The organism is Paenibacillus plantiphilus (assembly GCF_927798095.1).
In the GTDB taxonomy this organism is placed as follows: Bacteria; Bacillota; Bacilli; order Paenibacillales; family Paenibacillaceae; genus Paenibacillus_Z; species Paenibacillus_Z plantiphilus.
Map to the genome: position 1 here is coordinate 84,732 of NZ_CAKMMF010000025.1, position 16,429 is coordinate 101,160.

Annotated in this window: 9 protein-coding genes, 1 pseudogene and 1 riboswitch; of the genes and pseudogenes, 5 read left to right on the forward strand and 5 right to left on the reverse strand. The window is 45.1% G+C overall.

Features of this window, described 5'->3' with window-relative positions; genetic code table 11:
* The first annotated feature begins 104 nt into the window (after window positions 1-104).
* On the forward strand, window positions 105-1,382 hold the full coding sequence (hflX, locus tag L6H65_RS19815) for a GTPase HflX (RefSeq protein WP_236344389.1): 1,278 nt from the start codon (window positions 105-107) through the stop codon (window positions 1,380-1,382).
* A gap of 197 nt (window positions 1,383-1,579) precedes the next feature.
* Here the strand turns inward: hflX and L6H65_RS19820 are convergent, their stop codons facing one another.
* The gene (locus tag L6H65_RS19820) at window positions 1,580-2,632 is read right to left on the reverse strand and encodes an NAD(P)/FAD-dependent oxidoreductase (protein ID WP_236344390.1); all 1,053 of its coding nucleotides are present in this window, start codon (window positions 2,630-2,632) and stop codon (window positions 1,580-1,582) included.
* Window positions 2,633-2,682: 50 nt separating this feature from the next.
* Window positions 2,683-4,665, reverse strand: coding sequence for an AraC family transcriptional regulator (locus L6H65_RS19825; protein WP_236344391.1), 1,983 nt, complete (start codon window positions 4,663-4,665; stop codon window positions 2,683-2,685).
* A 254-nt stretch (window positions 4,666-4,919) separates the two neighbouring features.
* Between L6H65_RS19825 and L6H65_RS19830 the strand changes: the two genes are divergently transcribed.
* Window positions 4,920-5,645 carry a Fic family protein gene (locus L6H65_RS19830; protein WP_236344392.1) on the forward strand — a complete coding sequence of 242 codons (726 nt, stop codon included), beginning with the start codon at window positions 4,920-4,922 and terminating at the stop codon, window positions 5,643-5,645.
* A 183-nt stretch (window positions 5,646-5,828) separates the two neighbouring features.
* Here the strand turns inward: L6H65_RS19830 and L6H65_RS26915 are convergent.
* Window positions 5,829-5,975 (reverse strand): annotated as a pseudogene (locus L6H65_RS26915) (ISL3 family transposase); the annotation flags it as partial.
* Window positions 5,976-6,136: 161 nt separating this feature from the next.
* Here L6H65_RS26915 and L6H65_RS19835 point away from each other — a divergent pair.
* Together L6H65_RS19835 and L6H65_RS19840 are read left to right on the forward strand one after the other, a co-directional pair.
* Window positions 6,137-6,886: a DUF3800 domain-containing protein gene (locus L6H65_RS19835; protein ID WP_236344393.1), complete on the forward strand. Its 750-nt coding sequence runs from the start codon at window positions 6,137-6,139 to the stop codon at window positions 6,884-6,886.
* Window positions 6,887-7,526: 640 nt separating this feature from the next.
* Window positions 7,527-7,712: riboswitch (cobalamin riboswitch) on the forward strand.
* Window positions 7,713-7,855: 143 nt separating this feature from the next.
* Window positions 7,856-14,335 (forward strand): S-layer homology domain-containing protein, encoded by a 6,480-nt coding sequence (locus tag L6H65_RS19840; RefSeq protein WP_236344394.1) that lies wholly within the window; start codon window positions 7,856-7,858, stop codon window positions 14,333-14,335.
* An 83-nt stretch (window positions 14,336-14,418) separates the two neighbouring features.
* Here L6H65_RS19840 and L6H65_RS19845 read toward each other — a convergent pair whose 3' ends face one another.
* Together L6H65_RS19845 and L6H65_RS19850 are read right to left on the reverse strand one after the other, a co-directional pair.
* Window positions 14,419-14,820, reverse strand: coding sequence for a type II toxin-antitoxin system death-on-curing family toxin (locus L6H65_RS19845; protein ID WP_236344395.1), 402 nt, complete (start codon window positions 14,818-14,820; stop codon window positions 14,419-14,421).
* Between the two features lies 1 nt (window position 14,821).
* The gene (locus tag L6H65_RS19850) at window positions 14,822-15,085 is read right to left on the reverse strand and encodes an AbrB/MazE/SpoVT family DNA-binding domain-containing protein (protein ID WP_236344396.1); all 264 of its coding nucleotides are present in this window, start codon (window positions 15,083-15,085) and stop codon (window positions 14,822-14,824) included.
* A gap of 328 nt (window positions 15,086-15,413) precedes the next feature.
* Here L6H65_RS19850 and L6H65_RS19855 point away from each other — a divergent pair, with 328 nt between their 5' ends.
* Window positions 15,414-15,821, forward strand: coding sequence for a hypothetical protein (locus L6H65_RS19855; RefSeq protein ID WP_236344397.1), 408 nt, complete (start codon window positions 15,414-15,416; stop codon window positions 15,819-15,821).
* Window positions 15,822-16,429: the final 608 nt, after the last annotated feature.

The following is a 16,429-nucleotide window of genomic DNA, read 5'->3' on the forward strand; positions in this document are numbered from 1 at the left end:
GCAGCATCCAAGCTCCTCTATTCGTTCGTAAACCGAACGCACAGGCCGCAGCGCCAGTGCGTTTTTTTTCATTCATTTCGTCATATCCAAGGAGGAATTCTTATATGGAACAACCAAACAACAAAGCTGTTATCGTCGGCGTTAATGTGCAGGATAGGCCCGACTTTGCGTACTCCATGGAGGAGCTGCGCAATCTTGCGGACGCATGCAATATCGATGTGGTCGGGGAGCTGACACAGAAGGTGGCCAAGATCAACAGCTCGCAATATCTTGGTACTGGTAAAGTGGTGGAGCTGTCCGCGCTTGTGGAAGAGCTGGACGCATCGACCGTTATTTTCAATGATGAGCTGTCCCCTTCGCAAATTCGTAATTTGGAGAGTGCGCTGCAGAAGAAGGTGATCGACCGGACGATTCTGATTCTTGATATTTTTGCCCAGCGGGCCCGAACGCGTGAAGCGCAGCTGCAAGTGGAAGTCGCGCAGCTGCAATATATGCTGCCGCGACTTGTCGGTCTGCGTGAATCACTCGGCCGCCAGGGCGGCGGCTCCGGCATGAAGAACAAAGGGACGGGGGAGACGAAGCTGGAGCTCGATCGCCGGCGTATCGAGGATAGAATCTCCGCGCTGCAGACCGAGCTGGAGAAGCTCGTTGCACAGCGTCAGGTTCAGCGCAAACAGCGCCAGAAAACCGGCGTGCCTGTCGTCTGTCTCGTCGGCTACACGAATGCGGGCAAGTCCAGTCTCATGAATGCGATGCTGGATCAATATATGCCGGACTCGAACAAACAGGTATTGGCTAAAGATATGCTGTTCGCCACATTAGAGACATCGGTTCGCAGCATTGAGCTGCCGGATAACAAGTCATTTCTACTCACGGATACAGTCGGCTTCGTCAGCAAGCTGCCGCATTATCTGGTCAAAGCGTTCCGCTCCACCCTCGAAGAGGTGACTGAGGCCGATCTTCTGATACAGGTCGTTGACTACTCCAATCTGGAATACGAACGACTCATTGAAGTGACCAATACGACACTCAAGGAGCTGGGCGCTGACCATATTCCAATGATCTATGCGTACAATAAGACCGATCTGACCGGCGAGCGGTATCCGCAGGTGAACGGAGACAAGGTATATCTTTCTGTCAAGCAACAGTCTGGATTGGAGGAGTTGATTACGCTTGTGAAGGAGCGGATCTTCCAGGATTATATGGAGTGCGAGGTCATCATTCCTTTCGCAGAGGGCCGATTGGTCGCTTATTTCAACGCGAATGCGCATGTCCGGGAAACTGGCTATGAGCCGAACGGAACCCGCCTCACGATGGAATGCAAGAGGGCGGACTATGAGAAGTATCAGCATCTGTTCGTAGAGCCGGAAGCGATTGAATAATCTCGGGAATGCAGATTTGCTTCATCATGGGGCTGTCCAGAAAGTCGGCTAATGATTTCAGAGTCCTATCTAAGCCCCCTATATAGGATAGAAAAAGATGCTTCCAGCGCCACTTTTATAGTAGTGGTTTTGGAGGCATCTTTTCACATCATATGGGACTAACGCATTGGATAGTAGACTTTCTGGACAGCCTTATTTTAGGACGTGAACAAATCCTTCAATATCTCGCGATTTTTTTTCTTAAACAATTCATTATGTGACGATACGGTTCCATAAGCTCTTGCATCAGGAGCAATATATTGCTTAGCCCTATTAATTGCATTGGCAGCATCCTGAAACGCTCCGGCAATGAGGTGAAGCTTGCCTTCATGATGCAAAATATCACCGGCGGCATAAATCCCCTCAACTGAGGTTTCACTCATCGGGCTGCCTGCAATCCAATAATTATCCTTCAGCTCGATTCGCAGCTTGCTTTGCTTGAGCAGCTCTGTTTCACGATCATAGCCATGATTAATAATGACTTCATCAACAGAAAGCGCTAGCTCAGCATCCTCATCATTGCTGCGCAAAATAACACGCTCTATCAGCTCATGATCCTCTGCAGCAATTAAAGTTTCAATCGTTGTATTAAGCAGCAGCTCGACAGTACTATTGCGAAGGCGTGATATCTCAGCCTCATGTCCCTTTAACAGATCGCTGCGATAGGTTAAGTAAATCTTCTTGGCAAGGGGTTCTAGCTCATTCGCCCAGTCAATCGCTGCATTGCCGCCGCCGGAAATCAGGACAGTCTTGTTCTTGAAATATGCGAGGGACTTTACAGTATAATGCAGGTTGGTTACTTCGAATCGTTCAGCGCCTTCCAGATTCAGCTTGGTAGGTTTGAGAATGCCGCCGCCCACTGCAAAAATAACCGTTCGGGAGTAATGCTTGCGCTCCGTTGAGGTATGTAATGTAAAAATACCATCGGCATCTCTTGAGATGGACGTTACCTTCTCACCCAGCACCACTTCAGGGTCAAAGGTACGCGCTTGCGCTTCGAGCTGCTCAATAAGCTGTGCGCCGGATAGCGGTCTTAGCCCGCCTACATCCCAAATCATTTTCTCGGGATAGACGTGCACCTTTCCTCCGAGCTGCGGCTGGTACTCAATGATTTTGACTGACATTTCCCGTAATCCGCCATAAAAGGCCGCATATAATCCAGCAGGTCCACCGCCAACAATCGTTACATCAAAAACTTGTTTATTTTCCATGGCACTATGTCCTTTCATCTCATCGGCTGAAATTCATGATCGTGCCTCGTTTATTTTTTCTTCGCCAATAAAATTTCTGTAATGGTATCCAGCTGCTGCTCCAGAGAAAAGGGGTCCTCCATAACAAATTCGTCGCCAAACTCGCCATACATATAGACATTGCCGTTCTTCACTGCTTTGGAATTTTTCCATACAGCGCTGTTCATGATCTCATCGGCATCCGCTTTCGAATTCACGTATACGAATGCGTGATCGCCCATATATTCAGGAAGCAGCTCTAAGGATACGTTATCGAATCCTTCACCCATTTGCTTGGCCTGTTCAGTTGGAGGGAGCTGAAGCATCTGATAGATCGTTGGACTGCCATAGTTTCCGCCTTTGGCTGCAAGCACATAGAGAGCCTTCGAGCCTATCTGCACGACGGATACTGTTTCACCGTCTTTAATGATGCCTTTGATTTGTTGTCTCGCTTGCTCTGCCTTCGCTTCATATTCGGCAATCCATGCATCAGCTTCCTGTCGTTTGCCGAATATGTCGCTAACTCTTCTGAATTTCTCTAAAGGATCAGCCGTTGATAGACCTTCCCAATACGGAATGAACACCGTTGTTCCGATTTTCTGATATTGTTCAATATTATCTTCTATGGAGCCGATAATCAGGTCTGGCTCAAGTGTTGTTAGTTTCTCAAGATTCATTGGGAATGCGCCCAAACTCTCGATTTGAGCAATAACATCTGGCGAGATATTGGATTTCTCAATCCAGCCTTCATCCAGCATGCCTTCTCTTACTCCAATAGGAACAATGCCAAGCTTAAGTAAGTGTCCCATATATTGATCAGAGGCAACACGCTGAGGCTCTGCCGGAATTTCCACATCGCCCTTTGGTGTTGAAACGATTCTGGTAGCGGCAGTTGGCGCTGGCTGCTCCGATGCGTTGTTATTTCCTTGTGCTTCTACGCGATTGACCGATGACTGCGAGTTTCCGGTCGTCGTATTCTGCGCGCCAGAGCAAGCGCTCATAAGCAAGGTAAGGCATAGTACGAATGTCATTGCAGTTACTTTCATATTTCTGTACATCGTAAACGGTTCATCTCCCTTTAATTGATAATGATTTTCAATATCACTATCATTGTATCGTCTTAATTTGGGAGGGAGAATAGCATATTTTCTTCTGTGGCGTAGCAATTCTTCATCGGCCCCATGCTTTTGCAAGCGATCCCTGTATTGAACAGGGGGTATTCCTTCATAACGTTTAAAGCTGCGGCTAAGGGAGTATCCGTCCGGATAACCTGTGTGTTCAGCGATTTCCTGTAATGTGGCGCCAGTTTGAAGCAGCAGCTTCTTCGCATGATGTATGCGAACTTCACCGAGATAATGAATGGGACTTGTGTTCATATGTTTCTTGAACAACTTTGACAAATAGCCGACACTGCATTCAAATTCACCAGCAATCGTATCGAGAGAGATAGGTTTCTGATAATTTTCTTGAATATAGCGAATGGCCTGCGCTGTCAAATCCGGTTTGACGGGTTCAACTTCCTGAAGCTGCATTTGCCGGAACAGCTCGGCGATGAACTGGTACAATAAAGCCTTCACATGGAGCCTTTCCCATTCATCGGATCGCTGCCATTGCTGATGCATCTGTTCAACACTGCTATAAAGCGATAACGGATGCGAGGGTACAAAGGTGTATTGGGACTGAAACGAATTATTGTTTTCCCATAATCGAATGATGTCTTGGCGTGAAGGCAATGGCAGGATTGCTTGATATAGAATCCAATAATATTCAAACCATTCCTTGGCAGCAATATGGACGCGCGAGTCTTTTCCCCCGTGAAAAATATAGAAGCGATCCACCATATGAATATGATGGTCAATACTAATAGTGGCACTGCCGCGCACCGTATATAGAAATGCACTTGTGGGCAGGGAATAATTAGGAAGCACTTCTCCCTGTTCCAGATTCGCATGGCGAACATCAATAATTTTAATAAAGGCATGATTCCATAATAAGAGATGACTGCTCATATTCATCGATACAATCAACACCCCCTTTATCATTGATAATGATTATCATTATAAGTAATGGAATGGAAAAAGGGAAGTCATTCGATGGAAATAGGAATGTTCTTCGGCTTGCGGGATTTTAATAGCTTACTCACAAGAGCTGTTTCTCTGTGGAAGACTAGCAGCATTCGTATTAGGCTAAAGTGCTGATTATTTGAGCATTATGATATAATGATGATCAATCTTTAAGATTCGAATTAAGTACGTTTGGAGTGAGAGAAGTGTTTGAACAAATCGATAGGAAAAAAAGATTGCTCGATCAAAAAAGGCCCTTGCCTGTCCACACGCTCAGGAGCATACGAGAGCACTTGATCATCAATTGGACTTATCACTCCAACGCTATTGAGGGAAATACATTAACCTTATCGGAAACGAAAGTAGCTCTCGAAGGCATTACAGTGGGCGGTAAAACGATAAAGGAGCATTTGGAAGCTATTAATCATAAAGATGCTATTTTATACGTCGAAGAGATCGTCAAGAAGCAAGAGGGCTTAACGGAATGGCAGATCAAAAGCATCCATCGACTCATATTAAAGGGAATTGAAGATGAGCATGCTGGCGTATATAGAAAAGAAAATGTGATCATTAGCGGTGCGCGTCATATCCCGCCCGATGCGGTGCAGATCCAATCTCAGATGGAGCAGTTCGCCAATTGGTATGAGCTTGAGGGTCAGGACCTGCATCCTATTGAAAGGGCATCGATCATTCATATTGATTTTGTTGGAATCCATCCTTTTATTGATGGGAATGGAAGAACAGCGCGTTTGTTGTTGAATTTTGAGCTAATGAAAAACGGCTATCCTCCCATTGTTATTCAAAAGGAGAATCGAAGCGAGTATTACACCGCATTGGACCACGCTCATACAAGCAAGGATAATACAATGTTTGTTTCATTGGTTACTGGGACTTTGGAGCAAACGTTCGATATGTATCTGCGACTCGTATAGATAATTGACGAAGACTACTCGCGGCGCAGGCGTTTATGTGACTTAGTCACCCTTTGCAAGCGGAAGCACTGAGGCCCTCATGTAATCAACCTTTAGGGCTGTTTCAATATATTTATCTCTAAATGATAGGTTGCTCAACTATATTCGGGGTATAGGGGTATAGGGCGGATTAGTGCTTGACTGTTAGCTCCATATTCGATGACGATTGCATTCAATGAGAATAATTGCTTTATAGCGTCTGCGATTCCGTGTAAAGTAATGACGGCGCTGAAAGGCTTTAATACGATTATGTCGGCCTTCTACCGTTGCGTTTGTCCATCTGCATCTGTATATTCCTTTTTGTTGTTGGTGGGGACTTACAACAATACAGGATTGACAGATGCTTTTCCATTTTTTAGCCGGAGTTTAGCGTGTCAAGAACTGATTTCGTTTAATAAAGCAATAATGTTTAGTACTATAATATGGTATATATGATCTAAGGGGGATGTTACTTGCTAGCGTACATAGATGAAAGTGGATTTCCTCATCCAAACGATGAAACTAAGAACCCAGTGCTTGCCGCTGTTTGCATTCCAAAGGATGAGATTAGAACTATCATGCAACGAATGTATAATATTAAGATGGATGTCTATGGTCGTCATGATGTGGAGTTAAAAGCTGTGAATGTATTAAAGCCGAAGTCGATAAGTAAAAACACGAATAATAAAGTTTTTACGGATAGAGTTGTTAATGAAATATTAGTAAATATTTTAAACCTCAAAATTTTTGCAATTGTTATGGAAAAGCCAGATGCCCCTCTTCAACCAGAAGAAGGTACATTTCCGAATCATTATCGGTTTTTGTTGCAACGAATTAATGGGTATTCTTCCATGAGAAGAAAAAAATGTGTTGTTTGTTTTGATTCTCAAGATGAAGCAAATGATATGCTGATTTCGTATAAAATGAAAAATTATCTATTCCGATCGACAGAAGGGAATCACTGTACTTCGATTGTTGAATCAGCCTTTTTTGTAAGTTCAAGAGTTGAAGAGGGAATACAGCTTGCAGATTTATGTGCAGGGATAATTAGAAAATATAATGAGTTATGTGTCGGAAACGTGATAATTGATCCATTCTCTACATGGATCAATGAATTGTATTCAAAGCTTCAAACCAGATCTTGTGTTGTGCCTTCTCCGAATGGAGGACAGCAATTACACGGTATATACAAGCTCCCATTAAGATTATTAATGAATACTTAGAATAAAAAGTCGATTTGGGGTATGTATAGTATGAGACTGGTGTTGTGGTTTTGTCTAGGAGCTGCCTCGTGCTGGTCTCATCTAATTAACTTCGATTATAGTTGACTTTAGCCAAATCATAAGTATAATTTTAATAAAGACTGGTGTTGTGGTTCTGTCTAGGAGCTGCCTCGTGCTGGTCTTGTTTTATTTCACGGGAGTTCCTGAGGTGACATCAAACAGTGACTACACCCACAGATGCCTATGTAACATGTCTTCGGGCAGTTATTCGAATCCTTGTTTTTCTTCCATAAAAACCCAGTCCGCATGAGCATGAGGACTGGGTTTTCTGCTAGCCTGGAATCCAGGTAGACATACATGGTGAATAGTCCCCTTTCTCGCAGCAACCGGCCATCGATATAACATCATTCACTTCTTCGTCACGAAGTAACGATTGCACTCCGTTCTTAAATGGGGTATTCTTCAATGAGCGCCGTCCATTTGTGTGGGCTACGCTGCATGCTGATGGTGATAGAATCGAGCCAATTAACGGAATCCATGAGGAGGAGCAGATCAGCACGCATATTCCGTTTATTTGATCGGTTTGTTTCCGCCGATTTCAGAGGTCTACTTTCAAATCGGCAGCATTACACGACAACTTCATAATACTTAGGTAAATGGTGCTGTGTTTACACAGCTTAAAATGGAAGATCAGTGCAAATCTGACGCGGTCCCGCCACTGTAACGCTTAGTATGCTAACGTGTTTCCACTGTATTTTAAATACGGGAAGGAGTTAGTCATACGATGAAGCTAAGCCAGGATACATGCCACTTGCTTTTTTCTGCGATTTCACGAGGATGAAAGGAGAGATGTTTAACTGTGCACTTATGTGGACTTTTTTATGTCCGTATGTCAAACACCTTTCACAATGACTAGTGATAGGTGTTTTTTTGTTTTGTCAAAATAAATAGAGTCTGGGGAGATGGGTCATGTTGTTGCGAGAAACAGGGAAGAAATGGATAGCACTATGCCTGACATTATTGATGATTTTTTCATTATTCAGCCCAACAGCTGCGATGGCAGCGGGGGAAGATTCAGATGCTGAGGGCTATGTGACGGTATCTGTTGAGAAGTTTACATTGGGACAAGGCTACATACATGAGCCGGTTCGTGTTCCTTTTCAAGAAGGAGACAATGCGGCGGAAGTCATTGCAGATCTTTTAGGAGAAGAGCGCTATCGGCATGGCGGCACTGTGGAGAACAGCTTCTATTTATCGGGGGTATACGACCCTGCCGCAGGAGAGGTCAACATTCCCGCCTATATCCTGCAAGCCATTGGAGGAGCAGGGGAGATCGGCGCGAGGGAGAACGCAGATTGGTTAAGAGAATTCGATTACTCCGATCAATCGGGCTGGATGTACGCAGTCAACAATGCATTCCCGAATGTCGGATCTTCAGAAACCCTTGTGGAGAACGGCGATGTCATTCGTTGGCAATTTACGGTTTATGGGTACGGGGAGGACTTGGGAAGCAGCTTTGAAGGGTCAAGCGAACTTATTCAACCTGCCAACAAAGATGCACTAACTAAAGAAGTAGCAGAGATAAACAGCCACATAGATAAAACAGAAATTCTTGCAGAGGATGCTGTTCGATTAGCGTATGACAACGCTTATGCTGCACTCACGAACATGGAGAGCAGTCAAGCTGTCGTTGACACGGCTCTGGCCGATTTAATTGAAGCATTGGATGAGAGCGAAGAAATCAACACGGCTGAATTGACAGCTGCCATTGAAGCGGCAGAGTTAAACAAAGCATCAGTGAAGGTTAGTACGGACGGGTCCGATGTCATTCCAACGGATTATTGGGTTGTCCAGACAGAGCTTGACGCTTTGGTCGATGTGATAGTATCGGCGCAACAGTTAGTCGCTGATTTAAATGCCACTCAAGATAACGTGGATGCAAAAGTATTAGCGCTCGAACAGGCCCAAACGGCCTTCAATGAAGCGAAAAAACCGGGTTTATGGGAAGAAGTCGTTCAACCTGAATTTAATATCACGTTTACGGCTGCACCTAAAACGATAACGATAGAGCTTTATAATGCTGAAGATCAGTTGGTGGATATCGGCGCGGGTGTAGAGGGTACTTATAAAGTATATACAGCTTCTTTGCCTGCGGGCGACTATAGTTATAAAGGATTTGATCGTGACGGGAACAGTATCGGCGGAGGCGGGTTAACGGTAACAACGGAGCCGACTCAAACATTTGAATTCCGTCAATTGAACCTGAAAGCAAATAATTCTGGATGGAACGTGGATGTTGATTATACGGTAAGGATCGGTCAAAACAGTCCAAGCGATACGTCTCTGACGTTGGGGACGAAGACGGCTGCGGGTCAATATCCCGTGCTCGTTGTTGCGGGCAGTACGTATTTCTATTCTTTTGAGCCAAGCGAAGCGCGTGTAGCTGCTGGTTATATTGCACTTAGCAACAGCGTTACAGTCACGATAGCCACTTCCGCACAAAATGTTACCGGAGCGATTCCGTTAGCGCGAGAGATTACGTTCACAGTGCCTGAGGAAGCCACGTTATTTCTTGGTCGGAAAATAAAGCATTTTGTGTCATTTGAAGAGGTTGAGCCTCTGGAAACGACGAGTCAGGACGGCAAACGAGTATATCGCTTCAAACTGATGAATAATTCCGATTATAACTACAGGGTAAGTCAAGAGGGCAAGCTTACAAACACAGGGACCTTCAAAGCGAATGATGCGAATGCGTCGATGGAGATTACGGAAGCACAATTAAATGTGCTTTCGCCCGATTCGATTTTAAACCGGGGAACCTATCTGGAAGGGAATATTTATCTCAATATCAACGAACAAAATCATTTGAAGCTGGCAGCGCCAGGCGATGAATTTCAGCTATTAAGTTTGCGCAGCTGGCAAGCTTTAATTGAAGGCATTAATAATTACTTCTTTGAGCCTGATTTTCATTATGAGATCGTTGCGGGTCACGATGTCATTGATATTTCTGCAGGCGAGCCCGGCAGTTATTCAACGATCCGTGCGAAAGAAAATGGTACAGCGATTGTTAAAGTGACTTACGATGCTCTAAAGGTAAACGGGTCGACTTATATTAAAGATGCAGGCGATGCATTCAGTGCGATTTGGCCGGAAAATGTTGGTCTGTTTGTCGTCACGGTAGGTCAAGGCGAGACAGGTATTTCTACCGGCATGGAGAGCAACAAGGAACGCAATCAAAAGGCCAATGAAGGCAAGACCGGCAATAATGTGATGAACCTTCAAAATGGTGCATTCGATGCGGATATCGATAGTGTGTACTTCGTTGATACGGAGCCGGGAGCGATCTATACGTTCACCCCTTCCGCAGGCAGTGAAGTAAGTGTACTTCGTCCTGAAATTAATCATGCAGCGGGAACTGCAAATTATGGGGACGGTACATTTTCAACGGAAAATGTGACTTCGCATCATGATGGTTCATTCAGTGTGCTGCTGACGGAAGGCAGAAACATTGTCAAGGTCGAAAGAGACGGTCTGGCAGAATACCAGGTCATGACGGCAAGGCCGCTGACCGTAACAATCGACAATGTGACTCGTCCGGGAGAAGAAGCTGGCCCCGGTGATCAAGTCACGGTTGTATTGAATGGGCTATCGTTCCCAGCCAATAAATTATCGGGTATTTACAATTTTAATGCGCAAATCAATTTTCTGGCGGGACCAGAGCGGGCGCTGCTTGCCGGTCTTGTGAAACAGTATAACATTACTACCCAGGCCAATAGCTTGACGTTCAAAGTGCCAAACGATTTGGAAGGAAGCTACAGTCTGCATGACGGATATATTAAATTGGGCTTCTTCGGAAGTCCCATTGGCGATCATCGTAATATTGATCCGGTAATAGGGGCTAACCCTAATTTCACGGCGCAGACTAGAGAAGGATACTATAGTATTTTTCCCGAGATTGTAATTGTTAAGGCAGATGAGCCGATTCCGGCGGATAAGACTGCTTTACAGCATGCTGTTGACAATGCGAATGGAGAACTGCAATCGGTCTCTGTCAGCACAGACGGAGCAGATGTTCATCCAAGCGAATATTGGGTGACAGAAGAAGTATACAGTCAATTTGTTCAGCTTATTGAAGCTGCCCAAGCTTTAATCGCCGACGAAAATGCCAGTCAAGATGAGGTTGATGCAAAAGTACTGGCGCTAGATCAAGCGCACGACTCCTTCAACAGTGCCAAGCAGCCGGGATTGAAACAAGACGCTCCGAACGTAATAAACGAACAGTTGAATAAGCAGTTGGCTTATTTGGTTGAAACTGTAAGCGACCCTACATTCGGTACGAATGGCGGGGAATGGAGTATTCTGTCTCTTGCGCGTGCGAACTATGAGGCTCCTGAGGGTTATTTCGCAACGTATTACAGCAATGTAGTTCGTGAAGTCGAAAGCTTAATGCCTAAAGGAAAGCTGCATTCCAATAAGGGCACAGAGCATTCGAGGCTCATCTTAGGTCTTACGGCAATCGGCAAAGACATCTATGATGTGGCCGGATATGATATCAGCGCAGCGTTAGCCGATTTCAATTACGTAACCAAGCAAGGGATTAACGGGCCGATCTTTGCACTGATTGCACTCGACAGCCATCAATATGATGTCCCTGTAGTAGACGGGACCACGAATCCAACAACACGCGGCAAGCTGATTAACTATATTGTGGAGAAAGAAGTTTCCGGCGGAGGCTGGTCCTTGTCGGGAGCTGCTGATCCGGATATAACGGCAATGGCGCTTCAAGCTTTAGCCCCTTATTATGATGAGAATGAAGCGGTTAAAGCGGCTGCAGATCGGGCGGTCCTCTGGCTTTCTTCTGTACAGAACGAGGTTGGCGGTTATTCGAGCTGGGGCGTTGAGAATGTCCAAAGCGTCGCCCAAGTGATCGTTGCGCTAACCAGTCTGGGCATTGATCCGCATACGGATGAGAGGTTTAACAAGAACGGCCATTCAGCAGTCGATAATTTGCTGACCTATACGGTGCCGACAGGCGGATTTGTTCATCCCAAAGGCGGCAATGTGGATGGAATGGCAACAGACCAAGGGACCTATGCCCTTGTCGCTTACGCCCGTTTTCTGAATGGAGATACCAGTCTGTATGATATGACTGATGTTGTCCTTGAGGAGGAAACGGAGCCGAATGCAACGGTTCAACTCCCTGACAACGGGCAGCCTGTCGTTATTCCGAACGATGGCAAAGACTACACGATACATGTGGAAGAATCAGATCGAGATAAGCAGGTATCCATCGTACTGCCTGATCAAACGCAATCGAGAACATTCATCGATTTGCCCGCCAATGTTGCGCTGCCGCATCTGTCTATCGCAAGAGGCGGCATCACTGTCCAACTCCCGCAAGGGATTACAATGGATGGCGAGTCGAATAAAGCGCTTGAACTGATCACGTCCAACAATAAAGCTGATGCGGCGCTTAAGACGAGTCTGATCGGTCTGCTCGATGCGGATCAACAAGTAGATGCTGTTCATGAATTTTTCACGATCGGCGGAGACGGACCGATCCGCTTTACGAATGGATTTGTTGCGTTCACCTTTGCAGGCATGAAGGGCAAAGAGGCCGTATTTATTCAAAATGGCCAGCTTGCCGCTATTCAAAAGTTTGCCAGCGACCAGGAAGGATTGGCAAGCGGCAAGCATGAGTATGCGTATGAAGATGGAAATAACCTTATTGTTAAAACGAATCACTTTACAGACTTTGCCGTCTATTCGGTTAAGGACAAGACTGATAATGGCGGTGGCACTCAGCCGGGCAACGGCAACGGCAACGGTGGCGGGGACGGATCAACCCCTGAGAAATCAACGATTCAATTATCGATTGACAAAATAACGATCAATAAAGGCCATGTATTGTCGCCAACAACGGTTGAATTCAAACCGGGCGAATCGGTCTGGGATGTTTTGAAGAGAGAGCTGGATCAACGCGGTATCGCTTATGATTACTCTTTCTCGAATAAATACAACAGTGTCTATATCGAGTCCATTGCAGGCGATGGAGAGTTTGATCATGGCAGCGGCAGCGGCTGGATGTATAGCGTCAATGGAACATACCCTAACTACGGCGCGAGTCAATATAAGCTCAAACAGGGTGACAGAGTTCAATGGCGCTATACGACCAATCTTGGCATCGATTTGGGTCAGGACCCTTCGGGATGGGAAGAAAATCCAGATACAGGCGCAAGCACAGGTACAGGCGCAAGCGGAAGCGATCAAAGCACGAAAATTATGGTCGATCCTACTGACAAGAATCAGGTTATTGATGTGCCTAAGGCTAACAATGGAGCCTATGTCGTAACGATCTCAAAGGGATCAAACCAAACGGGCAAAATTACGGTTAACATTCCAGACGAAGAGGTAACGGTGTGGCTGGATTTGGAGGCTGTCAAACAGGATGTTCCGTTCATTGAAGTGAACAGGGGCAACAAGAGGCTGATTATCGAGAGTGGAACCAAGCTGGGCTCCGAACAGAGCAAGATCAAGCTCTTTGCACAGATGAGCGATCAGCAGCAAAAACTGACGAAGCTCATCGATGGGCACCTGATAGATAAAAAGGCATCGAGGGTTGAAGCTTTTGAAATGGGCGATTCGTCCAAGACAACTTTATTTAATCAGCCCGTAACGTTAAGGCTGCAAGGTGTGAGCGATCGTCAGATCGGCATGATCGATCATAAGGGCCAGTGGATTCCAATAACAATCTACTCGACGGACGATGAAGGGAAAGCAGCAGTAAAAGGTTCAGATGTGTTGTATGCTTATGTTGATGGCGGGGATCTTGTTGTCAAAACGAATCATTTCTCGGCATTCGTTTTGTATGCAACTGATGCCAAGAAAGAAATTTCTTTGGCAGACGTCTATACAGACAGCTCAGACATCTCTTCCTGGGCTCATGATCTCATTATAGAAGCAACAGAGAAAGGGTTTGTTGAAGGTTATAACGGCAGACTAAATCCGAAAAAAGAAATTACCAGAGCTGAATTTGCCAAGCTGATCGTGGAAATTTTTAACGTTCAGGCAGACGGTGGGACAGCTAGTCCTTTCCGTGACGTTGGGGCAACGAACTGGTTCTATCCTTACGTCAACACCGCTTATGCGGCAGGGATAGTTGCAGGGGACGGGGAACAATTCCTGCCGAATGACACAATTACAAGAGAAGAAATGGCGGCAATGATTGCAAGAGTGTTGAAACGGGAGCCGGCGCAATCAAGCGCTGCCTATCAAGACCGTGACCAAATTGCATCATGGGCACAGGGACATGTTGCGGACATTTCAGCGTTAAACATTATGACGGGTTACGCTGACCGATTTAATCCGAAGGATACAGCAACAAGAGAGATGGCTTTCGTTGTTGCAATGAGAGCGTATCAATACAGCGAGAGTCAAGCAGTGAAATAGGGATACAGAAGGGTGGATTTGCCTCCCCACACTTCGGCTTCACCAATACCATGAAAACCCGACCAAATGCGGTCGGGTTTTTGCTATGACTTTCTATTTACGGAGTGCTGCTCGATAAGAGTAGAGAGTTCTTGGAAAGAATATTTGTGATTCACCATATCAACAGTCATATCCTCAGCATCTTGCTGATTCATCACAAATCGATATCCATTCAACTGTAGGAAGATAACAAGAGATGCAAAGGCCGTTCTCTTATTAGCATTTTGGAATGGATGGTTCATTCCTAACGATTCAAAATAAGCAGTGGCTTTATCGAATAATGAAGGATAGGAATCATCACCAAAGGCGGATGAACGTGGACGTAGAACAGCTGATTCCAGTAAGCCGCTCTCTTTGACTCCAACGTGTTCACTTGGACTATATTTTTGAATCATAGCTACATGAATCGCAATAACCTCTTGAACAGATAAATAACGGATCTCCATACTAGCGATCCTTCAGCCCTTTTAAGGTATCATCATATTGTTCCATGACCTGTGAGAGGGTTTCTAAGAAGTCGGGGCCAATACCAACGGGCAGCTCAACTTTATTTGCCTTGCGAATGATGATTTCTCCATCTGTTTCTTTCACATCAATATGGACAGTGTCACCAAGCTCAAGGCCGATTTGCTTCAATGCTTCTGTCATCGTGATCCCAAGGCTATTGCCGAACTTTGTAACTTTACGTTCCATCTCTATCACCTTACCCATACAATTCACTCCTTATTATACTATTCAACTGTTATAACAATTATACATATGATTTGAAGAATAATAAAGATTGTTTAGTAGTAGCAGAGATTGAAACTCAGGTGAGATCAAAACTGTGGCTACACCCGTAGAAGCAAGCGTGGCGTTGTCTTCGGATAGGAATTTAAATCTCTCTCCTCCACCATGTAAAACCAAGCAATCTTGACTTTCTGCATCGTTTCCAATAACTTGAATAAGGGATTCAGAAATGATTTTACTATCCCTCTTTTAATGCATTTTGGAAGTCATTTGATCTACGCTACATCGAAAGAAAGGAGACAAGCCGCAATTGAAAATAGATGTGCTGAAAGATAGATTGTTAGATGAGTGGCTAATAGAAGAAGCAGCGTCCAAGTATATTCAGAATTTAAGTCATGCTTCTAAATTTGTTCAGTGTTTTGTAAATGGATTTCAATCTGAAAATAAAAACAGTGAGTACGATTTCGTCGAGGTGCTTGATTGCAACCAGGTAGAAATAGGAGATATTGAGTTTATAGATGATAGGTATGAGATTAATTTCATATTTGATTATGTGCTTTCTGTTTGGAGAGGCAATAAGCAGCTCGCAAGGATCACCGCATCTGCAACGGGCAACTGTTTCTGCATCGTTGAGGAAAACGATCGTGTAGATCGTTTAGTAATGAAAGAGCTTTATAATCAATGTGAAGAGTATGACGATTGCACAGTTATATTCTGATTAGTCACGAAAATTAGGATAACCGACCGTACCGAGATGGTAACAATATCGAAGATCCCAATTAGTTGGAACCATCACGAACAATCAAGGCTCGGCTGCCAAGGCCAATCATTCGGATCATCACGCGGCGGCAAATTATAGTTCAAAACAGCCACACCTAGTCCCTCGCCAATACAAACATAAAGACACTCTAACAGGTGTCTCAGGCTGTCGAGATCTAGTGGGCATCTGGGTGGGCCGGGGCTGTATCAGCTGTCGCTTGCATTTCGAATATCAAGCTTACCTCGCGGTACTAATCCATGCTGTAACACGGTATTCCCGCTGTGTCGCGATTGCCGAAGGGAATTCTAAGACGCCTTGTCATCTGTAAGAAGGTTTTTCAGCCTTACAGCGCAACTCGCTTTATTTTTCCGTGCTGTAACGCGATTTTTCCACCTTACAGCGATAGTCGAAGCGTTTTTACGACGATTTGTCATCAGTAAGAGGTTTTTTGGACCTCTGTCAAGAAAGTAGACACCAACTAACGTTGCTTACAAATGCTTTTATAGTACTCAGCTTCAAATCGGTCAGGAGATAGGTAACCCAATGAACCGTGGATTCGCTTCCGG

Coding starts and splice junctions, on each gene's coding strand:
- hflX (WP_236344389.1), top strand. CDS start 105: ATGGAACAACCAAACAACAAAGCTGTTATCGTCGGCGTTAATGTGCAG.
- L6H65_RS19850 (WP_236344396.1), bottom strand. CDS start 15,085: ATGGGTAAGGTGATAGAGATGGAACGTAAAGTTACAAAGTTCGGCAAT.
- L6H65_RS19840 (WP_236344394.1), top strand. CDS start 7,856: ATGTTGTTGCGAGAAACAGGGAAGAAATGGATAGCACTATGCCTGACA.
- L6H65_RS19820 (WP_236344390.1), bottom strand. CDS start 2,632: ATGGAAAATAAACAAGTTTTTGATGTAACGATTGTTGGCGGTGGACCT.
- L6H65_RS19845 (WP_236344395.1), bottom strand. CDS start 14,820: ATGGAGATCCGTTATTTATCTGTTCAAGAGGTTATTGCGATTCATGTA.
- L6H65_RS19825 (WP_236344391.1), bottom strand. CDS start 4,665: ATGAATATGAGCAGTCATCTCTTATTATGGAATCATGCCTTTATTAAA.